The 22,528-nt window shown below is 49.5% G+C and carries 22 protein-coding genes; 15 read left to right on the plus strand and 7 right to left on the minus strand.

Features of this window, described 5'->3' with window-relative positions; all coding sequences use genetic code 11:
• Positions 1-75: 75 nt before the first annotated feature.
• Entirely contained in the window at positions 76-1,089 is a 1,014-nt protein-coding gene (doeB, locus tag EQP46_RS01280) for a N(2)-acetyl-L-2,4-diaminobutanoate deacetylase DoeB (protein WP_129491916.1), read from the plus strand.
• 87 nt (positions 1,090-1,176) lie between these two features.
• On the opposite strand, the gene EQP46_RS01285 is transcribed toward doeB, so the two are convergent.
• A complete protein-coding gene (locus tag EQP46_RS01285; RefSeq protein ID WP_129491917.1) occupies positions 1,177-1,932 on the minus strand; it encodes an IclR family transcriptional regulator in 756 nt (251 codons plus the stop codon).
• A gap of 140 nt (positions 1,933-2,072) precedes the next feature.
• Between EQP46_RS01285 and purU the strand changes: the two genes are divergently transcribed.
• The 9 genes from purU to EQP46_RS01330 all read left to right on the plus strand — a co-directional run bounded on the left by purU (position 2,073) and on the right by EQP46_RS01330 (position 13,396).
• Positions 2,073-2,933, plus strand: a complete 861-nt coding sequence (purU, locus tag EQP46_RS01290) for a formyltetrahydrofolate deformylase (protein WP_129491918.1) — start codon at positions 2,073-2,075, stop codon at positions 2,931-2,933.
• A 15-nt stretch (positions 2,934-2,948) separates the two neighbouring features.
• The gene (gene folD, locus EQP46_RS01295; protein ID WP_129491919.1) at positions 2,949-3,842 is read left to right on the plus strand and encodes a bifunctional methylenetetrahydrofolate dehydrogenase/methenyltetrahydrofolate cyclohydrolase FolD; all 894 of its coding nucleotides are present in this window, start codon (positions 2,949-2,951) and stop codon (positions 3,840-3,842) included.
• 87 nt (positions 3,843-3,929) lie between these two features.
• Positions 3,930-5,177, plus strand: coding sequence for an FAD-dependent oxidoreductase (locus tag EQP46_RS01300; RefSeq protein ID WP_129491920.1), 1,248 nt, complete (start codon positions 3,930-3,932; stop codon positions 5,175-5,177).
• Positions 5,178-5,187: 10 nt separating this feature from the next.
• Positions 5,188-5,529 (plus strand): sarcosine oxidase subunit delta, encoded by a 342-nt coding sequence (locus EQP46_RS01305; RefSeq protein ID WP_129491921.1) that lies wholly within the window; start codon positions 5,188-5,190, stop codon positions 5,527-5,529.
• On the plus strand, positions 5,526-8,435 hold the full coding sequence (locus EQP46_RS01310; protein WP_129491922.1) for a glycine cleavage T C-terminal barrel domain-containing protein: 2,910 nt from the start codon (positions 5,526-5,528) through the stop codon (positions 8,433-8,435). Before EQP46_RS01305 ends, EQP46_RS01310 begins: the two co-directional genes overlap by 4 nt.
• A gap of 1 nt (position 8,436) precedes the next feature.
• Positions 8,437-9,024 (plus strand): PHD finger domain-containing protein, encoded by a 588-nt coding sequence (locus EQP46_RS01315; RefSeq protein ID WP_129491923.1) that lies wholly within the window; start codon positions 8,437-8,439, stop codon positions 9,022-9,024.
• Positions 9,025-9,194: 170 nt separating this feature from the next.
• Positions 9,195-10,181, plus strand: coding sequence for an Ldh family oxidoreductase (locus EQP46_RS01320; protein ID WP_129491924.1), 987 nt, complete (start codon positions 9,195-9,197; stop codon positions 10,179-10,181).
• A 220-nt stretch (positions 10,182-10,401) separates the two neighbouring features.
• Complete coding sequence (locus EQP46_RS01325; protein WP_129491925.1) at positions 10,402-11,919, plus strand: NAD-dependent succinate-semialdehyde dehydrogenase; 1,518 nt, start codon at positions 10,402-10,404, stop codon at positions 11,917-11,919.
• Between the two features lie 67 nt (positions 11,920-11,986).
• Complete coding sequence (locus EQP46_RS01330) at positions 11,987-13,396, plus strand: aspartate aminotransferase family protein (protein ID WP_129491926.1); 1,410 nt, start codon at positions 11,987-11,989, stop codon at positions 13,394-13,396.
• Between the two features lie 93 nt (positions 13,397-13,489).
• On the opposite strand, the gene EQP46_RS01335 is transcribed toward EQP46_RS01330, so the two are convergent.
• The gene (locus tag EQP46_RS01335; RefSeq protein WP_129491927.1) at positions 13,490-14,425 is read right to left on the minus strand and encodes a LysR family transcriptional regulator; all 936 of its coding nucleotides are present in this window, start codon (positions 14,423-14,425) and stop codon (positions 13,490-13,492) included.
• Between the two features lie 185 nt (positions 14,426-14,610).
• Here EQP46_RS01335 and EQP46_RS01340 point away from each other — a divergent pair, with 185 nt between their 5' ends.
• From EQP46_RS01340 to EQP46_RS01350, 3 genes are all read left to right on the plus strand, one after another.
• Entirely contained in the window at positions 14,611-15,636 is a 1,026-nt protein-coding gene (locus EQP46_RS01340; RefSeq protein WP_129491928.1) for a zinc-binding alcohol dehydrogenase family protein, read from the plus strand.
• A gap of 159 nt (positions 15,637-15,795) precedes the next feature.
• On the plus strand, positions 15,796-16,086 hold the full coding sequence (locus EQP46_RS01345; RefSeq protein ID WP_129491929.1) for a putative quinol monooxygenase: 291 nt from the start codon (positions 15,796-15,798) through the stop codon (positions 16,084-16,086).
• A 112-nt stretch (positions 16,087-16,198) separates the two neighbouring features.
• Entirely contained in the window at positions 16,199-16,744 is a 546-nt protein-coding gene (locus EQP46_RS01350) for a thioredoxin family protein (RefSeq protein WP_129491930.1), read from the plus strand.
• 205 nt (positions 16,745-16,949) lie between these two features.
• On the opposite strand, the gene EQP46_RS01355 is transcribed toward EQP46_RS01350, so the two are convergent.
• On the minus strand, positions 16,950-17,336 hold the full coding sequence (locus EQP46_RS01355) for a TraR/DksA family transcriptional regulator (RefSeq protein WP_129491931.1): 387 nt from the start codon (positions 17,334-17,336) through the stop codon (positions 16,950-16,952).
• A 245-nt stretch (positions 17,337-17,581) separates the two neighbouring features.
• Here EQP46_RS01355 and EQP46_RS01360 point away from each other — a divergent pair, with 245 nt between their 5' ends.
• Positions 17,582-18,190 (plus strand): YitT family protein, encoded by a 609-nt coding sequence (locus tag EQP46_RS01360; protein WP_129491932.1) that lies wholly within the window; start codon positions 17,582-17,584, stop codon positions 18,188-18,190.
• 84 nt (positions 18,191-18,274) lie between these two features.
• Here the strand turns inward: EQP46_RS01360 and EQP46_RS01365 are convergent, their stop codons facing one another.
• Entirely contained in the window at positions 18,275-19,144 is an 870-nt protein-coding gene (locus EQP46_RS01365) for an AraC family transcriptional regulator (protein WP_129491933.1), read from the minus strand.
• 110 nt (positions 19,145-19,254) lie between these two features.
• Between EQP46_RS01365 and EQP46_RS01370 the strand changes: the two genes are divergently transcribed.
• Positions 19,255-20,409 (plus strand): aminotransferase-like domain-containing protein, encoded by a 1,155-nt coding sequence (locus tag EQP46_RS01370; RefSeq protein ID WP_129491934.1) that lies wholly within the window; start codon positions 19,255-19,257, stop codon positions 20,407-20,409.
• Between the two features lie 90 nt (positions 20,410-20,499).
• On the opposite strand, the gene EQP46_RS01375 is transcribed toward EQP46_RS01370, so the two are convergent.
• The 3 genes from EQP46_RS01375 to EQP46_RS01385 all read right to left on the minus strand — a co-directional run bounded on the left by EQP46_RS01375 (position 20,500) and on the right by EQP46_RS01385 (position 22,294).
• Positions 20,500-20,913 (minus strand): GFA family protein, encoded by a 414-nt coding sequence (locus tag EQP46_RS01375; protein ID WP_129491935.1) that lies wholly within the window; start codon positions 20,911-20,913, stop codon positions 20,500-20,502.
• Between the two features lie 196 nt (positions 20,914-21,109).
• Positions 21,110-21,655 carry an outer membrane protein gene (locus EQP46_RS01380; protein WP_129491936.1) on the minus strand — a complete coding sequence of 182 codons (546 nt, stop codon included), beginning with the start codon at positions 21,653-21,655 and terminating at the stop codon, positions 21,110-21,112.
• A gap of 213 nt (positions 21,656-21,868) precedes the next feature.
• A complete protein-coding gene (locus EQP46_RS01385) occupies positions 21,869-22,294 on the minus strand; it encodes a DUF4156 domain-containing protein (RefSeq protein ID WP_129491937.1) in 426 nt (141 codons plus the stop codon).
• Positions 22,295-22,528 lie beyond the last annotated feature (234 nt).

Here is a 22,528-nt window from a genome sequence, read left to right on the forward strand (position 1 = left end):
AAACTAGAAACTAGAAACTAGAAACTAGAAATCCTTTCTCAATCGATAGCCAAACCGTGAGGGAATAACATCACCATGAACCCAGCTCTTCCTGCCAGTTCTGTCACCGCGACCGTCAATTATGATCAAGACGGTATTCAGCACGGATTTCTAAAGCTGCCCTACTCCCACGACGGCTCTGCTTGGGGTGCGATAATGACGCCCATTTGCGTGATAAAAAATGGGGACGGACCAACAGCACTTCTCACTGGCGGAAATCATGGCGACGAATACGAAGGCATCACAGGGCTACTAAAACTCAGCAATCAACTCGATAACAAGGATATCCAAGGCCGCGTTATCATCATTCCAATGATGAACCAACCTGCCGTCGAAGGCGCAAGCCGCGTTTCCCCTATCGACAATGGCAACATGAACCGCGCTTTCCCTGGGCACCCCTATGGTTCAATGACGGAACGGATGGCCGACTACTTCACGCGATACTTGATTCCACTGTGTGACACCGCATTGGACATACATTCTGGCGGTAAAACCCTCGATATACTTCCTTTTGCTGCAGCGCACCGATTACCAGATAAAGCGCTAGAATCTCGTTGCTCAGAAGGCGCACGATTGTTTGGTGCACCCTACATGTTCTTTATGGAAGAAATCGACGCCACTCAGCTTTACGATACTGCCGTTGAAGACCAAGGAAAGGTGTTTGTAACAACTGAACTTAGAGGTGGTGGCACAACCACACCAGACACCATCGCCATGGTAGATCGCGGCATTCACAACTTTCTCGTGTTCAGTGGCGTCCTCAATCAAGCCTATATCCCCCCCCCGTCAAACCCGATTTCGCTAGAAATCCCAGATTCTGATTGCTACCTACATGCTGAACATCGCGGTATCTTAGAGCTGTGTGCATCGCTCGGTGATGAAATCCACAAAGGCGACCTCATCGCCCGCATCTATTCCATCGAACGCACTGGCGAGCCCCCTGTTGAATACCACGCCAAACGCAGCGGCATTCTCGCCGCGAGGCGACACCTAGCTAACGTGAATATGGGTGATACGTTTGCGGTGCTAGCTGTGAAGATCTCGTCGTGAGAAGCGAGATTTGAGTGGCGAGATGCGAGATGCGAGATGCGAGAAAGCGAAGATAAGAGAGAAGGCTAAATCCCCCCTAACACTAACTCACGTAGACGCTTCTTCCGAAATCGCTTTGGCGGTGTTCAACAGGCTGGTTTTTGCCGCCTCAAATTGATGTTGTTTATCCATGATTTGCTCTGCGCCGGATATGTTGATGGCAGCGATGATCTTACCGAGATAATCCCTGATAGGTACGGCGATGGCTGTTGCATTGTCAGAACGTGAGAAAGCAAAGCCCTGCTTCTTCTCAGTCGCGATGAGGTGCTTTAGTTCAGGAAGCGTTTGTGGGTTGGGTTTTGCGTAAACGTCCAATTGAATGTTTTGATAGACCGCACTCAATTCAATGTCGCTGAGCTGCTGCAGCAAGATGCGTCCCATCGCATTGGTATGACAGGGAAGCCTTGTTCCCAGCGGAATATTCACCGACAACCGTTGTGACGCTTGGGCGCGATAAATATACAACGTCTCTAACCCGTCTCTTACCGACAAATGGCAAGATATGCTGGTTTCATCCCTGAGTCGCTGCAAATGAGGTGCCGCAACATCCACCAAATTCTGCCCCGCCAAGTATGAAAAACCGCGTGAAACCACTTGAGGGCCGATGGTATACGCATTTCTTGCGACTTTCTTCAGGTAGTTCTTATCAAGCAGCGTTTGAACAATACGGTATATCGATGACTGGCTGACACCCAATCGCTCAGCAAAGTCATGAGTGCTCAGGATTCGATGTTCCGCGTCATACATTTCGATAATCTCCAACCCTCTCGCGAGCGAATTAACCTGATAGTCCGCCTTGCTCATGTTTTCCCACCTACAAAATAAATCTTCATATCTGAATAAAATATGTCCGTTTTATCCATTAACGTCCATCTTGATTGTTAATTTTGTGTGATATCACTTATCAAGGTGAATATATCTTCACCAACCAAACAGGACAAAACATGCCAGATTCAAAGGAATTTATTCTCAAAGCAACGTGCGATGCATCTAGCGGCATTCTCGCCGCTGTCACTTCCTACCTGGCGGGCCTGAGTTGCTACATCTCTGAGTTGCATCAATTTGATGATGAAGAAAACCAAAACTTTTTCATGCGCGCCGTTTGCCGGATTGAATCACCCGATGTGGATTTAGAGACCATCAAGGAAGGCTTTGAAGCGCAGGTCAGTCGCTTCAACATGGATTGGCAGTTTTTTGATGCCGATGCACCCACGCGCGTGCTGATCATGGTGAGCAAGTTTGACCATTGCCTTAAAGACCTATTGTACCGTCACGAGAATGGCGAGTTACCGATGGAGATCACCGCCGTGGTGTCGAACCACAAAGATTTGAGACCCATTGTTGAGCGCGCAGGCATTCGTTTCATTTGGCTGCCAATGAGTGCTGAAAACAAACCGCGTCAAGAAGCCGCCCTGCTGGACGTGATTGCAGAAACGCAAACCGAATTGGTCGTACTCGCTCGCTACATGCAGATCCTTTCTGATGACCTCTGTAAGAAACTGCACGGTAAAGCGATCAACATTCATCACTCTTTTCTGCCAAGCTTTAAGGGGGCGAAGCCTTATCACCAAGCACATGCTCGCGGTGTGAAACTGATTGGTGCAACGGCGCACTATGTCACATCCGATCTCGATGAAGGGCCGATCATTCAACAGAGTGTTCAACCTGTTGGTCACACCTATTCCTCTGACAGATTGGTTGCCGTTGGGCGAGATACTGAAACCATCGCCCTCGCACAAGCAGTTCGACTTCATTTAGAGCACCGCGTCTTTATGTACGGTAATAAAACCGTTGTATTCCAATGATCAACAGAGGTAACCATGCAAACAAAGACGCCAACAATGACGCCAGTAAACATTATTGATGGTCGCCAACTGTCTGATCGATTGATTGAAGAAATGACGCAGGAAGTGCAAGAACGAAAGCAACAAGGCTGCCCGCAACCGGGGCTCGCCGTTGTATTGGTGGGTGAAGATCCAGCCAGCGCCATATACGTTCGCAATAAAATCCGATGCGCGGAAAAAGCAGGGCTGTTTTCGTTGGTAAAACGCCTTGATGCATATTGCACACAAGAAACGCTCGATGATGTGGTGATTGCGCTTAACGAACGCGACGACATTCACGGCATTCTGGTGCAGCTCCCCTTGCCCCCACACCTTTCTGAAGAACGCATTATTAACCTCATCGACCCGACCAAAGACGTTGATGGGTTTCATCCCGTCAACGTTGGGCTCTTGTCGTCTGGGCAAGCCAAGCTTGTGCCATGCACACCACTTGGGTGCATGGAGATCCTTGCGCGAGAAATGGGTGATCTAACAGGGAAACATGCCGTCGTCATTGGTCGTTCTAACATCGTCGGAAAGCCAATGGCGAACCTTCTACTTCAAGCCAACTGCACGGTCACCATTGTGCACTCCAAGACAATCGATGCTGCTGCTGTTTGTCGACAAGCCGATATCTTGGTCGCGGCAGTGGGTGTCGCAGAATTGGTCGATAAAGACTGGGTTAAACCAGGGGCTGTGGTGATTGATGTTGGCATAAACGCCACTGAAGTCGACGGTAAGCGAAAGCTCGTCGGTGACGTCAATTTCGCTGATGTCGCAGATAAATGCCAAGCAATCACCCCTGTGCCGGGCGGCGTTGGGCCAATGACCATTGCCTGCCTGATCAAAAATACGCTAACGGCAGCGAAACAGCGCGACATTGAGACCTGAATACAAACACGCTAAACCCATCATTCGAAGAACCCAGCGATTTTCGTCTAAATAGCCATTAAATGGATTGTAACGAGGGAACGTACAGTGCCTTTTTCACTTTTAAAATATGGTCTAACCAATGACTATCCCTTTGAGAAGGACATGGATTTACCCGTCCCGACCGATCTCAAGCGCCACTATGATGTGGTGATCATTGGCGGCGGCGGTCACGGCGTCGCAACGGCGTATTACCTCGCCAAATATCACGGCATTACCAACGTGGCTATTTTGGAGAAGGGATACCTTGGCGGCGGTAACACCGCACGAAACACCGCAGTGATTCGCTCAAACTACCTCACGTCCGAAGGTGTGAAGTTCTATAGCGAATCCGTGAAACTATTCCAAAACCTCTCGAATGAATTTGATTTCAACATCATGTATTCCTCTCGCGGGCAGCTAACACTTGCCCACACCGATGCCACCGTTCGATCTTTCAGACAACGTACAGAAGTGAATAAGCATTTTGGTGGACGGACAGAACTCATCGACCCCCAACAAATTCGAGAGCTCGTCCCTACCCTCAACATGAACCCAGCGGATCTTCCTATTCTTGCTGGCCTTTGGCACATGGATGGCGCAACCGCAAGGCATGACGCCGTCGCATGGGGTTACGCGAAAGGCGCAACACAACGTGGCGTTGAACTCCACCAGCTTACGGAAGTGACAAACATCAACACCGAGAACGGCAAAGTGGTCTCCGTCGAGACTAACAGAGGCACCGTTGGTTGTGGCGCTGTGGTGCAGGCCGTTGCAGGACACAGTTCCATCGTGGCTGCAATGGCAGGGTTTAGAATGCCGCTCACCAGTTATCCACTGCAAGCCATGGTGACGACCCCCGTTAAGCCCTTCCTTGATCCGCTTGTCAGTTCTTCCGCCCTTCATTGCTATGTGCAGCAAACGGGTCGAGGTGAAATTGTGTTTGGCGGCGGTTCAGATCCTTACCCGCTTTACAACACACGCTCGACGCTCGATCTGAAAGAAAGCCTGATCGCCAGTGCGATAGAAATGTTCCCCTTCATGGCCAATTTCAAATTGCTGCGCCAATGGGCAGGTACAACGGACATGACCAGCGACTACAGCCCGATCATGGGGTTAAGCCCTGTAGACAATTACTACTTGGATGCTGGCTGGGGAACGTGGGGCTTTAAAGCCACACCGATATGCGGAAAAACCATGGCGGAATTGGTCGCATCTGGCGGAAAAGTGCCTGAACTGATCGCACCGTTTTCAATGGACAGGTTCGATGCATTCCGACAAGTCAACGAAATGGGGGCCACGGCCGCGAGCCATTAGGAGTAGTGATATGAAGATTATGCCTTGTCCCTTGAACGGCCCAAGAAACATCAATGAATTTGTCTATGGCGGCGAAGTGAAAGCCATACCTGACCATAAAAACTGCTCAGACAAAGCATGGGCTGAATATGTGTTCTATTCAGATAACACCATCAAAATCGTCAAAGAGTGGTGGTTTCACAGCGCCTCCGGCTATTGGTTTATTGCAGAACGACACACCGCGTCAGATGAGATTATTCGAACCTATGATCCCAGTGAAATCTATAAAGAAAGAATCAACTTCGATGCCGATACGCGCGAAGCAAATGCTGCTGATGGTAAAAACGGTGAAGGGAAAGGAGCACAGCCATGATTGATAACCATCGATTGTCGCCGCCCATGGGTTCTTTAATTTCTCGCGACAACACCGTCAGCTTTGAATTTGAAGGAAAACACTACATTGGTTATGAAGGCGACACCGTCGCCAGTGCCTTGATTGCAAACAACCAATGGCTGATGTCGCGCTCTTTCAAATATCACCGTCCTCGCGGGCCATTAACCATGGCTGGCCAAGATGCCAATACGCTGGTTCAACTGCCCGATGAAGCCAATGTATTGGCAGATCGTGTCGACGTTTCTAAAGCGCCAATGGTCATGGGCCAAAATTACAATGGCTCGTTAGAAAACGATAAGGATGCCTTGCTCGAAAAGGTCGGACGTTTCATGCCGGTCGGGTTTTATTACCGTGCGTTTTATAAACCAAAAGGCATTTGGGACAAATGGGAACCACTGATCCGCAAAAAAGCAGGATTGGGGAAAGCAAACCTCGAATTTGAACCGACTTATCATGATAAAGCCTATTTGTTTTGCGATGTGATGATTGTCGGCGCAGGCCCTGCCGGTTTGAACGCCGCCATTACCGCCGCGCAAGGCGGTGCTGAGGTTTTGCTTGTTGATGAAAATAAACAGCTGGGCGGTGCGCTCACCTATCACCGTTTCGACATCGACGGTGAAATAGCCGATGAAACGCTTAACACCCTTCGCGCAACAGTCGTGGATCATCCTAAGATCCGTGTATTAACAGACGCGATTTGTAATGCATGGTTTACCGACAATTACTTGCCCGTTCTTACTGGCAACCGCATGTACAAAGTCAGAGCCAAGCAGTGCATCGTCGCTTCTGGAGAATTCGAGCAGCACGTCGTTTTCAGAAACAACGACCTCCCCGGCATTGTGCTTTGCAGTGCGGCGATGAGGCTTATGAAGCACTACGCCATCAAGCCGGGCAACAAATCCGTGGTGTTAACAGGCAATGATGACGGTTACCTTGCCGCTATCGAACTGGCACAACAAGGCGTGGATGTTGTATCCATCATCGACATGCGTAACAACCAGCGATGTGCTGACTTGGTCAATGCGGTGCAAGCATTAGGGATCCCCGTTGTGTTGGGCGCAACAGTGTATGAAGCACAAGCGCGCAACAACCACCTTTCTGCTGTCGAGGTGTATTCTCTCGATGAAAATGGCACCGCCCATCAACCTATTTCTACCATCCCGTGCGATCTTCTCTGTGTGTCTTCAGGCTACATGCCGACGTACCAGTTGCTTTGTCAGGCGGGCGCGCAATTAACGTACAACGATACCTCTGCGCGCTTCACGCTGAAGAACCTGCCAGGCAACCTCCACATTGCCGGGTCAGTGAATGGCATTCATGCGCTTGGCAAAGTGTTGGCTGATGGCGAACGCGCTGCGCAAGCCTGTTTAGTCAATCTTGGGCTGTCTGATGCTCTTGGCGGCGTAGTCACCTGTGACCAAAACACGAATTTTCCTTGGCCTATCTTCCCTCACCCTAAAGGGAAAGATTTTGTTGATTTCGATGAAGACCTTCAGGCCAAAGACATCATCAATGCAACGCGTTTAGGCTATCGCGATATTCAACTCGTTAAACGTTTTTCCACCGTTGGCATGGGGCCTTCTCAAGGGCGTCATTCCGCGCTTGCCACTGCAAGATTAGTGGCGGAAGCCACCGACAGAACCGTCAGTGACACGGGCGTAACAACCGCTCGCCCGCCCTTTATTCCCGAGAAACTCGCGTACCTCGCAGGAAGGATTTTCAACCCCGTACGCCTCACGCCTATGCATGCAAGGCATGAAGCACTTGGCGCACAATTCATGCCCGCAGGTGCATGGCGTCGACCCGCGTATTATGGTGAACCCAAGAATCGTCATGCGTTGATCCAAGATGAGGCGTTAGCGGTTCGACAAAATGTCGGCATCATTGACGTCAGCACGCTCGGTGGCATCGAAGTGCGTGGGCCAGATGCACCTGAATTTCTCAATCGTATGTACACCTTTGCTTTTGTAAAACAGCCAGTCGGAAAAACACGTTACGCCGTGCTGACCAATGAGCAAGGTGTGGTGGTGGACGATGGTGTAGCGTGTCGCATCGCTGAAGATCATTACTACGTCACGGCAACCACCAGCGGTGTGGATGCGGTTTACCGTGAAATGAAAAAGTGGAACGCACAGTGGCGATTAGACGTTGATATTGCCAACGTGACCTCTGCATTTTCTGCAGTCAATGTAGCTGGCCCTCTCGCACGAAAAGTGCTTGAAAAGGTCTGTACCGATGTGGATTTCTCGCCAGAAGCGTTCCCGTATCTCTTTTATCGAGAAGGACACATCGGTGGCATGCCCGTTCGGTTAGCGCGTGTAGGGTTTGTTGGCGAACTTGGTTATGAAATTCACATGCCAACCCTGTTCGCACTCAAAATTTGGGATTTGCTGATGTCTGCAGGTGAAGAGTTTGGCATGCGCCCGTTCGGTGTCGAAGCGCAGCGTCTACTTCGTCTAGAAAAAGGCCATATCATTGTTGGCCAAGACACGGATGGCATGTCACACCCTGGTGAATTATCGCTCGGATGGGCAATCGCAAAAGCCAAGCCTTTTTATGTCGGTTCTCGATCTGTCGATATAGTCATGCGTCGAGAACAAACACGCAAACTGGTGGGCTTCAAGCTGGATAAGTCATCAGCCAAACCCGAAGAAGGCCATCTGGTGCTCGATAAAGCCGGTCACGATTCAAACATCACAGGCAATGTGACGTCTTGCGATTTTTCCTCAACGTTGGATGCCTACATCGGCCTCGCCTTTGTCGGCATTGATCAACAAGAGCCCGGGACGCGCTTCCCAATCCGTATCGATGGTAAAGAAGTATGGCCGGAAGTGGTGTCTTTACCCTTCTACGATCCAGATGGCGAAAGACAGGAGGTCATTTAGTATGTTTTCTTTTTTAGTCAGTTCCCAGCCAGAACGCAGAAGCAGCGGTATTGATCCGATCCATCCGCTATCTACCGTCTCTTTTTACGATGCGACCACCACCCACCGCATCGGATTTAGAGGAGAACATACCGCCGTATTTTTGGAAGAGCACGGCATAGCACTTCCCCCTGAGCCAAACCGAATGACAGAAATGGACAACGGCTTGTGGGTGTTAAGACTTGGCTTCACCGAATACTGGATCATCGATGCGCAGAACCACCATGCCGACCTCATGGTCAACATGGAAAAAGCTGCAATGCGCAAACAAGGCGTAGCGCGCTTATATTGTCAGCACAGTTCCGCGATGTTTGTGCTGACTGGCGACAAATGCCCAGCGTTGTTCGCCAAAGTCTGCGGCGTCGATCTTCAACCGAGCGCGTTTCCACCCAGTCACATCGCACAAACATCGGTCGCCCGTGTCTCATCTGTCGTGGTCAACGTATCAAATACCGATCTCAAGCAAACACGTTTTCTCATTCTGAGCGATATTTCTAGTGCCGCGTATTTGTGGGAAGCCCTACATGACGCGGCTCACGAGTTTCAATAGACCTTAAAACGTGCATTCTCGTCGTCGCTTTATCCGTAAGACTCACTCAAATAGAGGGCTCAATTAGGGATTGAATGAGCCAGCCAACAGACACACATCGGGGATGTTCCCAATGCAAGCCATTGGGTGCAAGGCTTCCGATTTATGTGACAAATTCTAAAGGAGTACGTATGCCAACGATTACCATTTCGGAGATTCAAGAGGTTTGCAAAACCGCATTAGAAAAGCACGGAGCTCTACCTTGGATCGCAGAATCTGTTGCATTTGCTGTCGCCAAGAATGAATCCAGACAGAACCGAATCTGTGGCCTTTACTACTTACAAAGCTATTGCGAGCAGTTGGTATCAGGCCGTGTTTCTAAAGACGCGGAACCTGTAATTTCAACGCCAAAACCGGGCGTGGTTCAGGTGGATGCGAAATTCGGTTTTGCGCAATCGGCGTTTGTTCGCGCATTTCCAACGGTCATGGATGCCGCAAAAGATAACGGTATTGCCGCGTTAGCCATTGGCCATAGCCACACCTGTACCTCATTGGGTTATTTCACCGAGCAGATTGCTCGCCGCGGCTTTATCGCCATTGGTTTTACCAACTCCTCGCCCATTGTGGCGCCTCCGGGTGGGAAACTTCGCACCATTGGCACTAACCCTGTCGCCTTCTCCGTGCCAGACGGCAATGGCGGGATTGCCATGCAGTTTGACCAATCCACTACGGTTGTTGCCCTTGGCAAAATCACCATGGCAAAAGAGGCAGGTCAAAGCATTCCTGAAGGCTGGGCGCTCGATGAAGATGGCAACCCAACCACAGATCCCCACAAAGCGCTCGCGGGCTCGCTGGTGTCTGCTGGCGGCTACAAAGGGTGGGGATTTGGATTAATGGCGGAACTGCTTACCGCAGGCCTCACGGGGGGCATTGCCTCTCAGTTTGTTAAGCCATTAAAAGCAACCAACGGTGACCCACACGATCTTGGCCAATACTTCCTGGTCATTGACCCTGCAAATTCCGAGACCTTCTATGAACGCTGCCAGCAAGTGTCGGATCTGGTCTCTCAAGACGAGGGAACCCGATTACCGGGCCAGTACATTAACGAGCTGACGGAAGTAGACGTGCCCGATGCGTTATGGCAGTTAGCACTCAACCTCTCTGAAGGCCCCAAATAGCCATGCATCTCGTTTAGAGATGACTGTACAAGAACCTCATTTATCCGATGAGGTTCTTGGTTTTTCAGCGGAAAATCCTCCCACAGAAAAAAACACAACTTCCTTCAACCTATTCAGAAAAAACACCAACTCTCCTCCCTGCTGAACAGAAAACAACCTCGCCCAACAAGACGTACAGTTAACAGAAAGCAAGATCGTACGTTTTCATTGGGAGGCGCTTATGGGTGCAGTCAATCTTCATCATCACAACTCGAAAGCAAACAATGCTGTTCTTTCGGTACTGGACGACACGCGTCTGTTTCGACAGCTCGCATACATCAATGGCAAGTGGGTTGCGGGTAACAAAGACACCGCTGTCATCAACCCAGCAGATGACAAAGTGCTCGGCTATGTGACGGACCTGAAAAAGTCGCAGATCGACAGTGCCATTAATGCAGCGAATCGCGCCTTTCCCGCATGGCGAGCATTGTCTGCAGAACAACGCGCAGAGCGTTTGATGGCCTGGAACGATTTGATCCTCGAAAACAAAGAAGATCTCTCCAAGCTAATGGTGCTCGAACAAGGCAAAACGCTCAACGAAGCGCGCGGAGAGATCGATTACGGTGCGTCCTTCATTCGTTGGTTTGCCGAAGAATCTCGCCGCGCCTATGGCGACACCCTGCCAAGCCATATACCTAACGCGCAACTCGCGACACTTCGAGAACCCATTGGTGTCGCCGCGCTGATTACGCCGTGGAATTTCCCCAACGCCATGATCACGCGAAAAGCAGCGGCGGCATTAGCCATTGGCTGCACCGTGATAGTGAAACCCGCTAACGAAACGCCCTTTTCTGCCCTCGCGTTGGCAGAACTCGCTGAACGTGCGGGCATTCCCGCGGGTGTATTCAACGTGGTTACCGGCGATCCTGAAATGATATCCGCAGTGTTGTGCAATGCTGACGTGGTGAAGGCGCTGTCTTTTACAGGTTCCACACGGGTTGGAAAAATCCTGCTCGAACAATGTGCCAGTACCGTCAAAAAGTGCTCGATGGAACTTGGAGGAAACGCCCCCTTTATCGTGCTTCCAGATATGGATATCAAAGAGGCCGCCAAAGCCGCGGTGGATGCCAAGTTTCAGACGTCAGGGCAAGACTGTTTGGCGGCAAACCGTATTTTTGTTCCCCGCGATAAATACGCGGAATTTACCGACGCCTTCGCCAACGAAATGCAGACCCTCAAGGTGGGCAACGGCATGAACGCGACCACGGACATTGGCCCACTGATCAACCGCAAGGCGGTCGAAAAAGCACAAATGCTCGTCGATGATGCGCTCGACAAAGGCGCGACCTTAATTGCAGGCAACCAGAAGAAAGCATCCGGCAAAAACTTCTTTTATCCTGTCATGCTCACCAATGTCACACCAGACATGGCGGTGTATCGCGAAGAGAATTTTTGCCCTGTTGCCGGCGTGTTGCCCTACGACAACTTGGATGAGCTACTCATTGCTGCCAACGACACAGAATACGGGCTCGCCGCCTATGTCTACGGCCATGACATTCGCAACATTTGGAAGCTCATGCGTGGTTTGGAGTTCGGCATGGTCAGCGTCAACAGCGTGAAAATGACAGGCCATCCCATCCCTTTCGGCGGCATGAAGCAATCTGGCCTTGGCCGAGAAGGCAGCCGACACGGCTTCGATGAATACAGCGAAATCAAATATTACTGCCTCGGCGGGCTCGATACCGCCAGTGGCTGCTAAATCCACTCTGAACCCATTTAACGATTAAACGTTGAAGGCCAGTTTAGGGCCTTTCAAGGAGCGAACCATGAAGAATATCGACACCAAAGCACTGCTCGAGATCGACCGCCAAAACGTGTTTCACGCCTCAACCCATTTGCAGCAGTATGCAAATGGCGATCTCCCCGGTCGCATCATCACCAGCGCGAGCGGAATTCGAATCAAAGATTCAGAAGGCATAGAACTGGTCGATGCATTTGCGGGGCTATATTGCGTCAATATCGGCTATGGCCGTCAAGAAATGGCAGAGGCGATCTACGAACAAGCGAAACAACTCGCCTACTACCACACCTATGTTGGGCACACCAACGAAGCCCTGATCACCTTGTCTGAACGCATCATAAAAATGGCACCGCAAGGCATGAGCAAAGTGTATTACGGCATGTCAGGCAGTGATGCCAACGAAACCCAGCTCAAACTCGTCTGGTATTACAACAACGCCCGTGGCTTGACGCAGAAGAAGAAAATCATCTCTCGTGATCGGGGTTATCACGGTTCAAGCATTGCATCAGGTTCAATGACGGGTTTGCCGCTGTTCCATGCGCACTTCGATCTCCCTTTAGAGCGCATTAAACACACCATGGCACCCTACTACTATCGCCGTGAAGACGACGGCATGACAGAACGCGAGTTCTCAGTCCACTGCGCGAATGAGCTGGAAAAAATGATCCTCGCTGAAGGGCCAGATACCGTGGCAGCCATGATTGGCGAGCCGGTCTTAGGCACAGGCGGTATCGTGCCACCACCAGAAGGCTATTGGCAGGAAGTCCGCAAGGTGCTCGACAAGTACGACATCCTATTAATTGCCGATGAAGTGGTATGTGGGTTCGGTCGCTTGGGTTCTGACTTTGGTTCCATCATGTACGACATGAAACCGGATTTAATGACAGTCGCGAAGGGCCTCACATCGGCTTACCAACCCCTATCCGGTGTGATTGTCGGCGAACGCGTGTGGAAAGTGCTGGAAGACGGCACAGATCAGTGGGGAGCAATCGGTCACGGCTATACCTATTCAGGTCACCCACTGGGGGCTGCTGCCGCGTTGTGTAATCTGGATATTATCGAGCGAGAAAACCTCACCGCAAACGCAAGAGACACAGGCGCGTATTTCCAACAACAAATGCAAGCCACCTTCGCCAATCATCCCTTGGTCGGTGACAGCCGCGGCATTGGCTTGTTGCACGCCTTGGAGTTCTCGCCAGACAAACAGCGCCGAACCCACTTTGACCCGAACTTAAAGATCGGCCCTCAAATTGCCGCAGCCTGTTTGGAAGAAGGCCTCATCGCCCGCGCCATGCCCCACGGCGATATCCTCGGCTTTGCTCCACCGCTCGTGGTATCAAACGCGGACGTTGATGACATCGTCGATCGCGCTAAACGTGCTATCGACAAAGTCACCGATAAATTGGTGCACAGCGGGAATTGGAAGGCGGCGTAACAGGAATAGCCTCAAGCACATCCGTTAGTTTAAGAAATGCAAACAAACGACACGCTAAACTGGGTAAAATTTGGTTTAGCGTGTCGTTTACCGTCAAAGCAACACACTCTTATCCAGCATCCCTTTATCAACGAGATGACTCAGCACTTCAGCGGTCTTCTTTTTCAGCATATCGCGCAGCAATCGGGCTGCGGGGGTGATGGATTGACGGCTTGGGAAGATGAGCCATAACTCTGTGGGTTTGAGTTCGAAATCAGGGAGAAGACGAACCACGCGGTCATTCAGCAGATCGTCAGACATGTCTAAGCCGGATTTTGACGCAATACCCTGCCCCGCGACGCACCAACGTCTTACCAAATCACCGTCGTTAGACGCTCGGTTTGCACTGACTTTGATTTTGAAATCCGTGCCGTCTTTCGAAAACTCCCACACGTCATGAATAATGTCAGAGAGCTGATAGACCAAGCCGTTGTGACACGTTAAATCGTGAGGGTGTAACAGTTCGCCGTGCTTGTCGATATATTCCTGCGTTGCACAGACGAAACGCGGGACATTGCAGATCTTGAAGCCGTAGATATTGGCGTCGGTTGGTGAGCCATAACGCAGCGCCATATCAACGGAATCACGGTAAAAGTCGATGTTGCTATCACTGATATGAGTGCGCAAAGACACCTTGGGATATTCCGCCAAGAACTCATCAATCCAAGGCAGCACGATATTGCGGCCTAAATCTGAAGACACAGCAAGCCTCAACTCCCCATCAACAATATCGAGATCGTCTTTCATGTTTTGCTTCGCGCTTTCTAACATGCTCAAAGCTTGTTCGCACTGCGGGATGTAACGCTCCCCTGCACTAGAAAGGCGTAGCTGGCGGGTGGTACGAATAAATAACTCAACACCAAGCGCAGCCTCGACACGTTTTAACGCGGCACTGGCGGTTGCGGTGCGCATATCTAGGTTCGTTGCGGCAGCCGTGATGCTGCGAAACTCCGCAACTTTAAGTACGACTTGAAGATCTTCGAGCAGCATATTATCAAATAATTTTTGAGAATGATTCAAACATTCTACTGTTCAAAGCTTACCTATCAACCCCTATTATTCATTTCAACAGAGCATGACGTAACGCCAACGCTCGATGTTAATGCACATTATTGTCATCGCGGCATGACGCATAACGATGCGAACGAATAAGCGCACGAAAAAGGACACACATCATGAAAGCCATTGGTTACACGCAATCACTTCCAATCACTGACGCAGCATCGCTTGTTGATATCGAACTGCCGCAACCTATCGCAACGGGTCACGACATTTTGGTGAAAATCAAAGCCATCGCGGTGAATCCTGTGGATTACAAAATCCGCCAAAATGTGGCAGCAGAAGGTGTCCAACACAAAGTTATCGGGTGGGATGCGGTCGGTGAAGTCGTCGCAACGGGTGAAGCTGCCACATTGTTCGCACCGGGTGATACCGTTTTCTATGCGGGCGATTTGACGCGCCAAGGCAGCAATGCTGAATTCCAATTGGTTGATGAACGCATTGTTGGACGCAAGCCAAAAAGCTTATCTGATGCGGAAGCGGCGGCACTGCCCCTAACCTCTATCACCGCGTGGGAGCTTCTGTTTGAACATCTTGGTTTGCAGCAACAAGCGCCAGAATCTAACGACAAGTCGAATGACATTTTGTTGGTTGTGGGTGCCGCAGGCGGTGTGGGTTCGATTTTGGTTCAGCTTGCAAAAACGCTTACCGGCGCAACCATCATTGCTACCGCTTCACGCGAAAGCTCACAAGCTTGGGTGAAAAAGCTAGGTGCCGACCATGTTGTTGACCATACCAATGATCTTGCGCCACAGATTGAAGCGCTCGGCATTGGCCAAGTCACGCATGTTGCTAGTTTGAACAGCACAGAAGCGTATTTTGAAACATATACGCAGATTTTGGCCCCGTTCGGCAAAATTGGTTTGATTGATGATCCGAAAAACATCGACGCTTCTAAAATCAAAATCAAAAGCCTGTCGCTTCATTGGGAATTTATGTTTGCACGCTCAATGTTCAACGCCGCAGACATGAACGAGCAAGGTAAATTGCTGACACGCGTTTCTGATTTAGTCGACCGCGGTTTCATTCAAACCACCGCAGGGAAAAACTTGGGCACCATTAGTGCGGCGAACTTGCGCGAAGCACATGCCGAACTCGAATCTGGCAAGTCGATCGGCAAAATCGTCCTCGAAGGGTTTTGAACCCAAATAACAATAACGTGTTGAAGAACCAATAATATGTTGAAGAAACAAGCGAATTCGCGATTTCTGATTCAATATAAATGTTTCGCTTCTCTGCTTGTGTTTCTTTGTTTTGCATAGCGTGCAAGTAGAGCGCATTAAACCTAAAAGGAATGGATCATGACTAAACTCACCATTGTTGCTGACATCGTCGCCAACGAAGACAGCGTTGAATTTGTGAAAGAAGAACTGTTGAAACTGATTGAAATCACCCGCGGTGAAGAAGGTTGCTTGCAGTACGATTTACATCAAGACAACGATAACCCAGCACACTTCCTGTTTTTCGAGAACTGGGTGAGTCGCGAACTTTGGCAAGACCACATGGGCGGACAGCACCTCGCGGATTATTTAGAAGCGACGGAAGGCAAAGTAGCCAGTTTCGCGGTCAGTGAAATGTCTGTGATTGGTTAAACGCATTGTCGTTGTTGCCTAAATAGAGAGAAACAAAAAAGAGAGGATCGAACAAAGATCCTCTCTTTTCACCCTTTCCTTTCGCATCCGTTAAGCCATTAAGGAACCAAGCATGCTACTTGATACCCCTATTTGTGATTTTGGCTGGAAAGCGCCCGAATTCACATTGAAAGACCCAGATGGAAACAGCTTCACCATGAGCGAACACCTTGGCGAGAAGGGTTTGTTGATCATGTTCATCTGTAACCATTGCCCGTATGTTCAGCGCATTAGCAAACGTCTGGCACAGGACACACAATCTTTGTTGGATGAAGGCATCAACGTATTGGCGGTGATGTCGAATGACTACCATCGCGTGCAATCAGATTCGCCTGAAAACATGAAGATTTTTGCATCCGAAAATGGTTTTAACTTCCCTTACTTGGTCGATGAAGATCAATCCGTAGGCAAAGCGTATGACGCTGTTTGCACGCCGGACTTCTTTGGGTTTAATGCTGCGGGTGAGCTTCAATATCGAGGACGCTTAGACGATGCCAAAATGATGGTTGCGTCGAACCGAGTGCCTGAACTGATTAATGCCATGCACATGATTGCGGAGACAGGCATTGGCCCGAAAACCCAATCACCCAGCATGGGCTGCTCGATCAAATGGCGATAACTAGCCGTTCTCACGTAGCAACGTTCGCTAATACGCAATCTCCGTTTTAACACAAACGCATAAAGCGCCCACGGAAAGAAGGTTTCAGACTCGGCAAGACGAAAGTGAGAAGTGGTGGCGGGCGTTTTTCTCACTGGCGCGGCAATAAAAATTGCCACCCAAGAACAGTAATTCGCCCAGCATTAGACCTTTGTTTGGCAATGTGTTAATCCAAATCCTCGGTGCAATATTCCGTCCATGGCAACAGTTGCAAACGTGCCAGTGGAATCGGATCGCCCGTTTCAATACTCACGCCATATTGCCCAGTATCTAATCGCGAGAAAGCACGGGAAATGTCATTAAGCAGCGCTTGATTTTGCGTAAGCTGCACCTCGGCGCGATTGGCCTCAGCGCGGTAAAACGAGGCTTCTACCGCATCTGCCAGTGAGCAATCTTCTTTGCGCGTGATTTCTTTTTCTAATCCCTCAGCTTGCTGCAGCAATTCATCTCGCTTCTCCAACAACTGCTGATAAAGGGCTGACAAATCTTGCTCAGAAAGTTCAGCGTCAGGGTGCGCAGATAGCGTGGGTTGACCGTCTATTCCATTCGTCATTTTGTCTTTCCTTACAAGGAAAAGCTTACGCTTACATTTCATTATCCTAACCCCAAGCCCGCTAGAGATGAATAACTCAGGTTGTTTGAGTAAATGTGTAAACAATGTTAAACACCCGCCTTTCGCAAATACCCCTCCAATCCTCGACTTTGTTCTCCAATATCCACATCCTTACTTCACGCATTCGCTAAAGAACGCACACAGAGAAGTACGCACCACCTAGACACGGAAAAAGGAGGATTGAAATGGATCAGAACCACAACGTGAAAGAAAACTTGCTCGCGCTTATCTTGGGCAGCGCCTTGGTTTCACTCGGGGTTATTTTCTTCAATAGCGTTGGATTGTTGGCGGGTGGCACAGCGGGATTAGCCATCTTCCTGACGAAGATAAGCGATTTTAGTTTTGGCCAAGTGTTCTTCGTCCTCAATCTTCCTTTTTATGTGCTATCCGTTATGCGTATGGGGTGGCGCTTTACCATCAACACTTTCATCGCGGTGACCATTGTTTCTCTTGCGGTTGACCATCTTCACCATGTGTTGGAAATCGCGCGGATCGATCCTGTCTATGCCGCCTTGTTCGGCGGTGGTTTGATTGGCACAGGCATGTTGGTTATCTTCCGACACAAAATGAGCCTAGGCGGGTTTAATATTCTCGCGCTGTTCTTGCAAGATCGCTTTGGTTTGCGCGCAGGCTATGTGCAGATGGGCTTAGACTGTTGCATTGTTCTGATGTCGATTTTTGTGGTGGATATGAAGATCCTCGGCCTGTCGATTTTGGGTGCGATCACGGTGAATTTGATTCTGGCTCTGAACCACAAACCCGGCCGCTACCAACCCAATGTGCCCGCTACATAATATGACGACATGCCACCTGTCAGACAAAAGAATGGGGCGCTCTTAATGCGCCCCATTCTTCGTTTTGATCGTACTACATTACGTTCAGAAGAAGCTGATCGGCAGATAGAAATCCAACTCAAACCGCTCGTCGGCTTTTAAAAAATGGTTCTCATGATAATGCACGTAAGCTGGCGTTGAGCGCAGCTTAAATCCAGATGCGGGCAGCCACTTTTCTAACACCATGCTGATTTGTGGTAGCAATTCGCCATAAACCCCCGTTAGACGAAACACCGCATGCAAACCGCCGGGGATCACCAATTGATTCACCACGCCGCGCAACTTAATGGGTTTGTCGATACCAATGCAGGCAACGTAGCGACATTTGTCCAACTCGACCCACGCAGGGTTTGAGTGATGCAACCCGAATTGCGTTTCAAACGGACGCCCTTCTGCATTTGCCCATGCTTTTAAAATCAGCCACGCGTTAGAGATTGAACGGCTGTAACCCACGTGGCGCACATACGCTGCTAAACGTTCAGGCACCTCAACCACCTTAGGGTCTGGAATGCCGCGAGAAGCAACGCGCCTGTAGCCTTCAGCCACTTCAGGATCTTTAAGATACGGCTTCTCCGCCACTAGCAAATCATGCTTACGCCACTCCCCAGGGCTGCTGTGAAACGTCGCTTTAAACGCACGACTAAAAGATGACACAGAGCTGAATCCACAAGAGTTTGCGATGTCCAATACCGAGGCACGCGTATCAAACATCAATTGATTGGCCGCATATTCCATTCTTGTTCGTCGGATATATTGGTGAATAGATTCGCCCACCACGCTTTTAAAAATACGGTGGAAATGCTGCTCTGAGTAAGCTGCTACCTTGGCTAACTCCTTGGCAGACAGCTCTTTACTGATGTCCTTGTGAATGTGAAACAAAACATCATTGATACGGGAAATGTGTTGTTGGCTCATTGTTTAAAAAGCATAAATGGACATATTCAACAGCATAAATGGACATTCCAAATTCGGCAATCCCATGTATTATTTTTTGATTACGTTTATTTGGTTGTTTAGGTAGTGCCATGGAAATCGCTAAGTCGCTTCAACAGATCCCGTCGTCATACATTCGTGAAATACTCGCTGCGGCCTCTGACAAGAATGTCATCTCCTTGGCTGGCGGACTTCCAGACGAAAAAACCTTCCCGATTGACTTAATGAAACCCATGCTTGAAAGCCTCTCGGATATGACGGAAGTCTTTCAATATGGCGCAACGGCAGGTTACGGCCCGCTGCTCGAATTCCTCGGCGAATACTACCAATTGCCAGAAAGCCACATAGCGATGATTTGTACGGGCTCGCAACAAGGCCTAGACCTGATCGCACGCGCCTACATTGACCCGAGCGACACGGTGGTGATGGAAGCGCCAAGTTACTTAGGAGCGATGCAAGTGTTTGGCTTGGTTCAAGCGAACATCGTCACCGTGCCTCAAACAGAATGTGGCCCAGATCTCGACGCCCTTGAAGTGGTCTTCTTCGAGCAATCGCCAAAGATGTTTTATGCCGTGCCCGATTTTCACAACCCGACAGGCGTATGTTGGTCACTGGAAACACGTCAACGCGTGGCAGAACTGTGTATCAAATACAACGTGGCATTGATTGAAGACGCACCTTACCGCGAACTGCGCTTTTCAGGAGATGCGATTCCACTGGCATCGGATTTCTGCCCAGAACACTCCATCGTACTGCGTTCGTTCTCCAAGATTGCATCCCCAGGGCTTCGCATGGGTGCAGTAACGGGTAAACGCGCTTACCTTGAGCCATTGATCAAAGTGAAGCAAGGCGCAGATTTGCATTCCAGCGTGCCAATGCAAGCACTGCTGTTGGGCTTGTTACAACACGACAACTTCGAACTGCACATTGATAAGATTCGCGCTCTCTACAAAACACGTTACCAAAAACTGTTTGCAGAGTTACAACGCCAATTGCCAGAGACCTGTGAATTGAAAGCGGTTGACGGTGGTATGTTTGTTTGGCTGTCTTTGCCAGAGTGCGACACCTTTGCGCTGGCGAAAACCTTGCTCGCTAACGGTGTCGCGGTCGTGCCTAGCCCTGTGTTCTACCCTGCACATGACAAAGCGAAGGCCGCATTGAGACTTAACTTCACCAACGCCACGCCAGACGAACTTGAAGAAGCCGTTAAGCGTCTCGCCAAGGTGCTTCAAGAACAGGTTGGTTAATCCGCAGCTACTTGTTGCCAAATAGATAAAGAAAATGCCGCTTGCTCTAATGAGCAAAGCGGCATTTTTTATGCGATTAGATTGTTGACGCTAAGGCTGTTTATCAAACACCTTCACGTCATCAGGCACCGCAAACCATTTCTGCTTTTCTGATACCCAAATATGCGCCGTTGGGGTCAGAATGGTTTCATCTTCCACATTCACGGGCTTGAGCTTCAATTTCACGACGGACAAGTCTTCAGGGTTGAAGTGGTAAATACGATTACCGCAGCCTGTGCAAAATTTCGCGGCACTGCGATTCCCACTGTCAGCAGGACGGCTCCACTCTTTCATCTCACCGCTAAATTCAATCGCCTCAGCATCCACCATCGCCGTCACGCTATATGGCGCCGTGGAAAGCTTTTGGCATTCAGTGCAATGACAAGCAATCACCATGTTCGGTGCTGCATGAAGCTTGTATGTTACCTGACCGCATTGGCATGCGCCTTCAATCGGAAATTCCATAATGACCTCATAACAATTTGATTACATTCAGACCATATCAACATAATTCTATGCATCTTGATACCGTAAGTTCTCAATGCCATTCCAATTAATCACTGTCATGAGGGGAACATTTCGTCAGCGAATACGCGCGTTTTCTAAAAGGGTGTCGTGCAAAAAGGCAACAATACGAAAACGACAAGGCGCATGGGACCGCTTAAAATCTTGCACCGAACATCAGATCAATCGATGCCGATTCGTTTCTATGACGTTGAACATTACCAATGCGGTTGATACCCAATCGGCTTACCAGCTTTTCACCCGACTCAAGGTTATAAAAATGCTGAACACCCGCGCCATAAGTATAAGAAAGGCTGTTTCCCGTGCCGCGCAGTTGCTCACCCGCGTAGGTATAACGATCCGTTTCCCATTTTTGTCCCAAGCCTGTTCGCGCAAATAAACGGAAGTTGTGGTCAAAATTGCGGTAAGCCGTTGGCGCTAGGTGAACGTGCGTTGAGTTGGAACTGACTAAGTTATTTCCCACAGGGTATCGACCAGACACATGAGACAACTCACCTTCAACTGCCAACCACTTAACGCTGGTCTCATAGCCGTAAATGATCTTTCCCCCATCGTAATGATGGTGAAGATCGCCAAATCCCGCATCATGTGAGACTTGCGTGTATCCCGCCGCCGCATAGTGCTGCGCATTCACGGCAAGAGGTAAGACAGTCAAGGCTGTTGCTAGAACGTATTTATGCATAGTGCAATTACTCTAAATTAAGAATGTAGTGCCACTTTCGGGCGAGAGAATGCTATGCACGTTGGAAGTAAGATGAAACGATTCAAATGTAACAAAACAATAAAACATTGTTTTATTGAGGCAGTGAATACGTTGAAAACCAGTATTTAAGTACAAAAAAAGCACAACCTCAAACAGTGCAGAGATTGTGCTTTTTCATTTAAACATGACGATTTATTGTGCGATTGTTTCTGCTTTCTCTTCAGACACAACAGCCGCTTCCATCGACACGTCTACGGTGTCTTCCACCACGTCAACGTCAGGTTGAGCGGGCTGGCACGCGTAGGCGTTTGCAAACATGGTCACTGACGAGTTGAAATCAAAAGGTTGGTACAAATACAAGGTATCGCCACCCAGTGCCGCCGCTTTCTTACGCATTTGGTTGAGTGTGCCCCAAACCATGTCTTTATCTGCGTGTAGCCAGTAATCATAGAAGTGGCCTTCAGAGCCGATAACCGTACCTTTGTGCTCACAGCCTTTCAGCGCATCCACGTCATCCCAAATCACTTTAACTTGCTCAGACTCGGCCGTTGGGAACGTCACACAGCCTGTTAGAAGTGTTGCGATAGAGACCGCTACACCAATCATTAACGCTTTCATCAATGATGATTCTCGAAGTAAATAAGGCCGCGAAGTTTATCCTCAGTCGATGTAAAGACAAACACTTTTCGTGCACTTCCCTGCCTATTTTTTACCATTGATACGCCTTTCATTTTTTGTCTTATTCACGCGATGCATCAGACGTCATTTGTCCTTTGGGTAAATCACGAATATTCAATGCACTGCGCCTAAAAAAGCACAAACAGTCAGATCTGCGTTGTGAACATCTCGCAC

Origin of the sequence: Enterovibrio baiacu (assembly GCF_004120195.1) — a bacterium.
GTDB classification, from domain to species: Bacteria; Pseudomonadota; Gammaproteobacteria; order Enterobacterales; family Vibrionaceae; genus Enterovibrio; species Enterovibrio baiacui.

Coding starts and splice junctions, on each gene's coding strand:
- folD (WP_129491919.1), top strand. CDS start 2,949: ATGCAAACAAAGACGCCAACAATGACGCCAGTAAACATTATTGATGGT.
- EQP46_RS01345 (WP_129491929.1), top strand. CDS start 15,796: ATGACTAAACTCACCATTGTTGCTGACATCGTCGCCAACGAAGACAGC.
- EQP46_RS01325 (WP_129491925.1), top strand. CDS start 10,402: ATGGGTGCAGTCAATCTTCATCATCACAACTCGAAAGCAAACAATGCT.
- EQP46_RS01370 (WP_129491934.1), top strand. CDS start 19,255: ATGGAAATCGCTAAGTCGCTTCAACAGATCCCGTCGTCATACATTCGT.
- EQP46_RS01310 (WP_129491922.1), top strand. CDS start 5,526: ATGATTGATAACCATCGATTGTCGCCGCCCATGGGTTCTTTAATTTCT.
- EQP46_RS01330 (WP_129491926.1), top strand. CDS start 11,987: ATGAAGAATATCGACACCAAAGCACTGCTCGAGATCGACCGCCAAAAC.
- purU (WP_129491918.1), top strand. CDS start 2,073: ATGCCAGATTCAAAGGAATTTATTCTCAAAGCAACGTGCGATGCATCT.
- EQP46_RS01285 (WP_129491917.1), bottom strand. CDS start 1,932: ATGAGCAAGGCGGACTATCAGGTTAATTCGCTCGCGAGAGGGTTGGAG.
- EQP46_RS01320 (WP_129491924.1), top strand. CDS start 9,195: ATGCCAACGATTACCATTTCGGAGATTCAAGAGGTTTGCAAAACCGCA.
- EQP46_RS01360 (WP_129491932.1), top strand. CDS start 17,582: ATGGATCAGAACCACAACGTGAAAGAAAACTTGCTCGCGCTTATCTTG.
- EQP46_RS01305 (WP_129491921.1), top strand. CDS start 5,188: ATGAAGATTATGCCTTGTCCCTTGAACGGCCCAAGAAACATCAATGAA.
- EQP46_RS01375 (WP_129491935.1), bottom strand. CDS start 20,913: ATGGAATTTCCGATTGAAGGCGCATGCCAATGCGGTCAGGTAACATAC.
- EQP46_RS01365 (WP_129491933.1), bottom strand. CDS start 19,144: ATGAGCCAACAACACATTTCCCGTATCAATGATGTTTTGTTTCACATT.
- EQP46_RS01380 (WP_129491936.1), bottom strand. CDS start 21,655: ATGCATAAATACGTTCTAGCAACAGCCTTGACTGTCTTACCTCTTGCC.
- EQP46_RS01350 (WP_129491930.1), top strand. CDS start 16,199: ATGCTACTTGATACCCCTATTTGTGATTTTGGCTGGAAAGCGCCCGAA.
- EQP46_RS01355 (WP_129491931.1), bottom strand. CDS start 17,336: ATGACGAATGGAATAGACGGTCAACCCACGCTATCTGCGCACCCTGAC.
- EQP46_RS01335 (WP_129491927.1), bottom strand. CDS start 14,425: ATGCTGCTCGAAGATCTTCAAGTCGTACTTAAAGTTGCGGAGTTTCGC.
- doeB (WP_129491916.1), top strand. CDS start 76: ATGAACCCAGCTCTTCCTGCCAGTTCTGTCACCGCGACCGTCAATTAT.
- EQP46_RS01315 (WP_129491923.1), top strand. CDS start 8,437: ATGTTTTCTTTTTTAGTCAGTTCCCAGCCAGAACGCAGAAGCAGCGGT.
- EQP46_RS01340 (WP_129491928.1), top strand. CDS start 14,611: ATGAAAGCCATTGGTTACACGCAATCACTTCCAATCACTGACGCAGCA.
- EQP46_RS01385 (WP_129491937.1), bottom strand. CDS start 22,294: ATGAAAGCGTTAATGATTGGTGTAGCGGTCTCTATCGCAACACTTCTA.